5 protein-coding genes are annotated in these 6,611 nt (G+C 62.6%); all 5 read left to right on the top strand.

Going from position 1 to position 6,611, the window contains the following annotated elements; translation table 11 throughout:
- Positions 1–925, top strand: a 925-nt coding sequence (locus DBR34_RS07755) for a phospholipase D-like domain-containing protein (protein WP_258223741.1), incomplete at its 5' end; no start/stop codon positions are given.
- Complete coding sequence (locus DBR34_RS07750; RefSeq protein ID WP_258223740.1) at positions 922–2,553, top strand: hypothetical protein; 1,632 nt, start codon at positions 922–924, stop codon at positions 2,551–2,553. The genes DBR34_RS07755 and DBR34_RS07750, both read left to right, overlap by 4 nt.
- 632 nt (positions 2,554–3,185) lie before the next feature.
- Complete coding sequence (locus DBR34_RS07745) at positions 3,186–4,361, top strand: hypothetical protein (RefSeq protein ID WP_258223739.1); 1,176 nt, start codon at positions 3,186–3,188, stop codon at positions 4,359–4,361.
- Entirely contained in the window at positions 4,358–4,819 is a 462-nt protein-coding gene (locus DBR34_RS07740) for a hypothetical protein (RefSeq protein ID WP_128096360.1), read from the top strand. Before DBR34_RS07745 ends, DBR34_RS07740 begins: the two co-directional genes overlap by 4 nt.
- A gap of 77 nt (positions 4,820–4,896) precedes the next feature.
- Positions 4,897–6,426 carry a hypothetical protein gene (locus DBR34_RS07735; RefSeq protein ID WP_128096359.1) on the top strand — a complete coding sequence of 510 codons (1,530 nt, stop codon included), beginning with the start codon at positions 4,897–4,899 and terminating at the stop codon, positions 6,424–6,426.
- Positions 6,427–6,611 lie beyond the last annotated feature (185 nt).

The following is a 6,611-nucleotide window of genomic DNA, read 5'->3' as shown; positions in this document are numbered from 1 at the left end:
TCTCAAGGATGTGAATCACGACCACTATCGAAGCGCTCCTCCCACGGTCGGTGGCAGCGCTTCGTCACCGCCACTCTACCTGGTCACAGAACAGTGCTATGTGCATTCCAAACTCCTGATCGTCGATGACGCCGTAGCGATCATCGGCAGCGCAAACTGCAATGACCGCAGTCTGGAAGGTACCGGCGATACCGAGATTGCCGCCGTCATCGTGGACACGGAAACCAAGGTGCGCAATCTGGGCAACGGCACGATGGTCGGGACGCGCACGTTCGCTCGCGAATTGCGCCTGCGCCTATGGAAAAAGTTCTTGGGGAAATCGATCGAGGTCGGGGCTGTCCCGGGTCGGGTAGGCAAGGATCAGGGTTACACCAACGCGGCGGGTAGTGCATTCCACCCACCGATCCGCCCGAACATTGGCGACGTATCGTTCATCGAGCAGCCGGCCGCTCGAGCGTGCTGGCAGGCGATCCAGACGCTGGCCGATTCCAACGCGGTTGCATTTGAAGAGGTCTTCCAGAACGTGCCACGCAATAGCATGAGCACCTATGATGCGGTGTTCCGGGGATTCGCCACCGCAGGGATGGACGAGAAGCGGGAGAAAGTCCTGCGATATCTATATGCTCAACCTTCCGACCTCCAAATCGACTATATGGCCGTGGCAAGTGTGATGGAAGGCGAGGTAACGCGAACGGTCGGCCGCCACAATGTCGGCAAGGCGCTTACCCGCCTGCGTGATGGTGCAGCGGCGGTAAAGGGGTTCTGGGTCACGATGCCGCTGGAGTGGGGGCATGGCATGGACGACCCTGCAGCTGCAGTGCCAGTCGAGATCATCGCAGCCGTGCCGATGCATCGCGGCTTTGACGAGCAACGAACAAGCATGGCATCGACATCCCCGCCAAAGACAGGCACGGAGCAGGCATGAGACTCAAACGCGGCGTGGTGGGGGTGATCTCGATCATGATGGGGGCTGCTTCGCTTCCGGCGGCCGCGACCTGTACCGACCGCTCCAAACCGTTGTCCTCGCCCGTGGACGGGGTGACCCTGATGTTCAATGACGGGGCCGGCGCGCGCGTCGTGCTGCGCCAGGCACAGATTCTGGATGATGGCCGTGTCCGCCCGCCCGAGTTGACGCCGCCAGTTGCCACGAAGCCGGCGGGTACGTTTGGCCCCACCCAGGGCCAGGTGATTTACCTGGAGTCCGATGGCAAGGGGGGGAAGGTTGTTTGCCGCATTGAACAGTGGGAAAGCCGGACTTACAGCCCACTTGAACGCCCGCAGGCTGGCGGCGGGCCCGGCCTGCGTCGCGACACCGCTGGCAAGGTGCGCGCGCTGGCATACCGTGCGCAGCCAGCACAGGAGCGCAATCCAATCCTGGGGAAGTTGACGCCGCACTATTTCATGACACGGGTCGACGCCTTTTACCACTCGCCGGACGGCCAGTTGGTCGAAGCGCGAATGCACGAAACCCCGGACATCACCGTCGCGGCCAACCATGACGCGCGTGCTGTCGTCCACGACCGGCTGATGTTCTGTGCGCGTTACGACACAAAGGGCCGGCTCACAATGACCAGCGGTACTAATGGCCCTGTAAGTCTATCGCCCGCATTCCAATGCAGCGAGGTGGCGCCAGGCACGGCGGAGATGTCGAGCTACCGCTACTACCCTGACGGCACGCTGTTGGCGAACCTGCGTACGCCAGGCCCGATTCAGGACAACGATGGGACTGCCCCGCCCGAGGCCCAGGCCAGCGGCCGTGGGCAGGGCAACGTGTGGTTCAAGGGCACAGGGACTGCTGCTGCGCGGGAAGATGCACTGTTCAATTTCATCCCTGGCCAGGGCTTGTACACCCTCACTACCGGCAACATGGCGTTCGCCGCCTTTGATGTCCAACCGCTGTATGAAGAGCGTACGCAGGGCGGCCCCGCCAGGCTGGAGTACGACTTTCCTAGCCGGCCTGTGCCATTGGAGGTCATTGACGATGGTTTCGTCGGGCTGAAACGCTATCCTCGTGTACGGACCTACTCGCATCGGAGCGGGCTGAAGGTCCTGGAGGTATTCGATGCCAATCGCTCCGCGCCTCGTCAGAGGCAGTGGCGCACGCTGGACCTGAACCGCCAGGAGAGCTACAACGCCAAAGGGGGGCTGGCGCAGGTAGTACATTACGGCGCGGCCCCGCGCGATGCCTACCCGGAAGACCTCAAGCGCTACGCAGAAGCCGGCATGCTCAAGGTCACCCCCACCACCGTTGGGTATGCCAGCTATCGCGTCTATACCTACGACGCGTCAGGCAAGGAAAGCCTGGTCTTCGTCTGCTGGCAACACGACGGTCCCAGCAACAAGCCTTACCGACACTTCCCGTGGTGGACGCCGGATCCCACCCCCAAGCGTAGCAAGGAAGAAGCGCTGATCTATGGCATGAAGAACGTCGCCAATCGCTGCGGAACGCCGGATGGAAAGATGGTGGTTCAAGGGCTGGCCGCGATCGACAGCTACATGGCCAAGACCTACGGATTTGATGTAGAGAAGCTGAGCTACGATGAGGTGCGATAAGTGTGCCTGTCCATGAGCAGGACGTCGTTCTGTAACAGTATGAGGCGGGCTTCCAAGGCCGCACTGACATGCCTATGGTGCGGCCTTGTGCCTGACGAAGGTCGCGTCGAAGCCGTCCTGTTGCGCTTCCGGCCTTGATCGGTCTAGCCATCGCCGCATGGATGCGGGGCCCGCGGAGTCCCATGGAGAATAGGCATTACTTGTTCTCCTTTCTGGTAGTCGCGGGTGCGCTCTGCTCCGGCGGTCGCGCGCTTGCATGCACCGACAGGCTGGACCCTCTGGCATCGCCTGCAACCGGAGTAAGTCTGCTATTCAGTAATGGACAAGGGCGGGGCGTCGGCGTCGCCACTCCCCGACTTTTGCCAGGTGGTCGACTGGCACCGCCTGCCGTTTCTCCCGCGCTGAAAGAGCTTAAGGCCGGAAAGTTCGATCAATGGGGAGGGGATGTTGTATTCACTGAAGAGGATGGGCGAGGCGGTAAGCGGGTCTGCCGGGTGGAGACCTGGAAGAGTAGAACCTTGAACGCTGTTGTAAGAGACAGTCTTGGTGGGAAGCCCGAACGTCTTCGGGACAGTGATGGAAGGGTGGCGGCCATTGCGTACATGCCTACGCCAGCGCAGGAAAGACATCCCGTGCTGGTGAAGTTGCTGCCGCACTACTACATGAGCTCGGCAACCGCCTTCTACTACGATGGGTCCAATAATCTCATTGAGGTGGACAGGTACATGTCCCCTGAGGCCAACAGGCTCAACCCGAAGTACCCGTTGAAGATCGTTGCACGGTCCGTCCTGTACTGCTTCCGCTACGAGGATGGCAGGTTGGTGCAGTCTGCAGGCTTGCCGGGGCCTAGCGTCAGCAAGGACCCGGCGTTCTCGTGTGGCCAGCTCAAGGCTGGCGAGCATTCGCTTGAGCGGTATCGCTACAACGCCAATGGAACCCTGCGCGCCATGCTGAACTACTACGGAGAGGGCGATGCCGACGCCTCCGACAGCCAGCGAAAGCCTGGCGGCGGAGGCTACGGGTCCATCTGGCTGCCCGAACGGCTTCCGTCCGGCGAGCAAGCGCGCGTGGAGCTTCATTTCAATGCGAAAGATGAATTGACCAACCTCAGTACAACGTTTCTGGAATTCGCGGCAGCAGACGCGCAGCCCTCGTATGCGGCGCGTGGCGATGCCGGCGGTTCGATGCTTGAGTACCGGTTTCCTGGTTCACCGGTGCCCTTGTCGGTGATAGACAAGGGATTCGCTGCGATCGGTAGCTACCCCAGGGTCAGGATCTTTCCTCATCGGAGCGGAATGACGGTGTCAGAAGTCTTCGACGCTGGTTCCAGAAAGCCGCGCCAGCGGCAGTGGCGCAGCCTGGATCTGAATCGTCAGGAGATGTACGGCGGCAATGGCAAGCTGATCCGCGTAGTTCAATACGGTGCCGCACCGCAGGATGCCTACGAGGAAGACCTGAAAGGCTATGCCGAAAGTGGCGTGCTGAAGGTTACGCCCACTACCACCGGCTACGCCAGCTACCGCGTCTACGACTACGACACAGCAGGCAAGGAGCGTCTGACCTTCGTCTGCTGGCAGCACGATGTCCCCAGCAACAAACCCCTCCGCCATTTCCCATGGTGGACGCCCGATCCAACACCGAAGCGCAGCAGGGAAGAAGCGCTGATCTACGGCATGAAGAACGTCGCCAATCGCTGTGGAACGCCCGATGGAAAGATGGTGGTTCAAGGGCTGGCGGCAATCGACAGCTACATGGCCAAGACGTACGGATATGACGTGGAAAAGCTGAGCTACGGCGAAGCGCGATGACTGTGCCGGCCAAGGTGCCCGAAGGTGTCCCGCCTGAGGAGGGTCTGGGCATCCCGATCGGTGACGGCGGCGCGTCAGCGCGGCTTTCACGCCTGACAAAGAGCGCGCTGGCCTTGTCGTTCCTCGGCCTGCTGGTCTTGATCGGCCTGGCCGTCGCCGCCTTGGCCGTCGAGTGGGAGTCCATCACCGAACGGCGCGTGATTACCGTCGCCGTGATACTGCTCTCCGTGTTGATCGTATTCCTTGCGGGCCTGTTGCTGGGCGTTGTCAGTCTGTTCCGGCGGCGGCAGGCCTGGCGCTCGGCAATGCTGGCGCTGGGGCTCAACCTGTTCGGGCTGGGCGCGATGTTCTACATCGGCTACATGATCGTTGCCGTGATGGCCGCTGCGGCAGTTGGCGCGCTGCAGGCAGCTCTGGGGGGGCTGATGGTGCTGCTGATGATGATATTTGCCAAGTAAGGGCGTCGAATCGGCGTGGCTCAGGCGGTTGCAGGCGAACCACACGGAAGCTGTTTACGAAACTACGGAGAAACGTCATGGATGATCCGAGTAAAAGGAAGTCTCAACGGACAGTCACCAGCGTGCTCGCCGTTGCGGGCATGCTTGGCGCGCCGCTGGCAGCGGCCTGCACGGGAGATGCTGCAGCAGCAGGGACATCCTCTGGAGCGACCGGAATCTTCATGACGGGCAACACCGATGGGTTCGACACCCGTATCGACCCGTTCCGCACGGACGCGCAGAACCGCGCTGTGCTGCCCGACGTGGAGGTTTCGCAGGCACAGAAGGATCCGCCGACTGACATGTTTGGTGCCGCAGGCGGTACCGCCATCCATGGGGAACGCATTGAAGACACGTGGCGCGTCTGCAGGGAGGAGCGCTGGCAACCGCGTCACGGTGACGGTGCCGTCAAGCAGGTTGATGCCGTAACACCCTTCGCAGAAGGCGCCAGGCGCTGGTCGAAGGATTTCTTCGTCGGCGCGGTGCGGCTCTACCACTATGATCGGGCGGGGCGCCTTGTCGAAGTGCGTGATGTCGTCAGCCCCGATGTGCTGCCACCCGACGGTGTCGCGTGGCTGGCGCCCAAGAGTGGTCTGCTGTACTGCGCACGGTATGACCAGGATGGACGCCTGACATGGTCGATCGACACGGCCGGCGTCGGGCGGTGGGAGTCCAGCAAGGCGTGTGCGGACCTGAGCGAAGACAACGTGGATTCGCTGCGGGTGATGTACAACGACGACGGTACCGTCCTGGCCCTGTTGCGATCCCGACCGCCCTCACTTCCGGACGGGGGCGCCGTGGCGCTGATGCAGCCGGATGGCTATGACAACGCGGGTTGGACAGGGACCGCCACGTTCCTCATGCCGCCCCGGCCGGACGTCGCCGCTGCCGATAACACGGTTGGGGCACGGATTGCGTCGGGACGCGGGATTGCATCGTTGTACGCGTATCCGCCGGATTTCGCCGCCGACGATGCGCAGCCGATCTATCGGGAGCGGCCACAGATGGATGGGCGCTCCAAGGCGAGCGTGCATTACGATTTCCCCGAAGCGGATCTTTCGATGTCGGCCGCCCGCGATGGCTTTGCGAACCTGGCCAGCTACCCGCGTGTGCGCAGTTACGGCTATGGCAAGGACGTACGGGTGGAGGAAGTGTTCGCCGCCGGCAGCCATGTCCCTGTCCAGCGGGTGTGGCGGTCGCAGCTTGTGCTGCGTCAGGAAGACTACGACGCAGCAGGCAAGGTGCAGCAGGTGATCCGCTACGGCTCTGGTGGCCCTGGCGCCGTTGGCGAAGATCTTGCAGGTGCCGGCCGACGTGCGGGCTTCAGACAGACGCTGCTGGGGGACGGCAGCGCCGCGTACCGCGTGTATCGCTATGACCGCAAGGGGCAGGAGCGGCTTGAGCTGGCGTGCTGGTTGAAGCCAGCGGGTGCGGGGGACGGTGCAGGGGAGACGCAATGCGGTAGTCCGGACGGGAACGTGCTTGCCGAAGGCTTGCAGGCGATCGAGACGCTGCTCGACGACACCTATGGTCTGACCCGTCGTCGGCTCGCATACAGCGGGATATGACGTGCGGCGTTGAGGGCGGGCGCAGTGGGAAAGGGCCAGGGCCGCCCTGGGCAGGCAGGTAGCTTCCCCATCGTGGACGATTCAGGGGCCGCAGTACGCGTCGCCCCAGGCCTTCACGGGCAGCCGCTGATCGGAGAGGCAGCATGGCAGCATCCGGTCCCGTCTGGAACGCTGCGATGCCATCG

The organism is Stenotrophomonas sp. HMWF003, from assembly GCF_003061285.1.
GTDB lineage: Bacteria > Pseudomonadota > Gammaproteobacteria > Xanthomonadales > Xanthomonadaceae > Stenotrophomonas > Stenotrophomonas maltophilia_AP.
The sequence above is the reverse complement of the archived record's forward strand: the minus strand, read 5'-3'. Positions and strand labels throughout refer to the sequence as shown.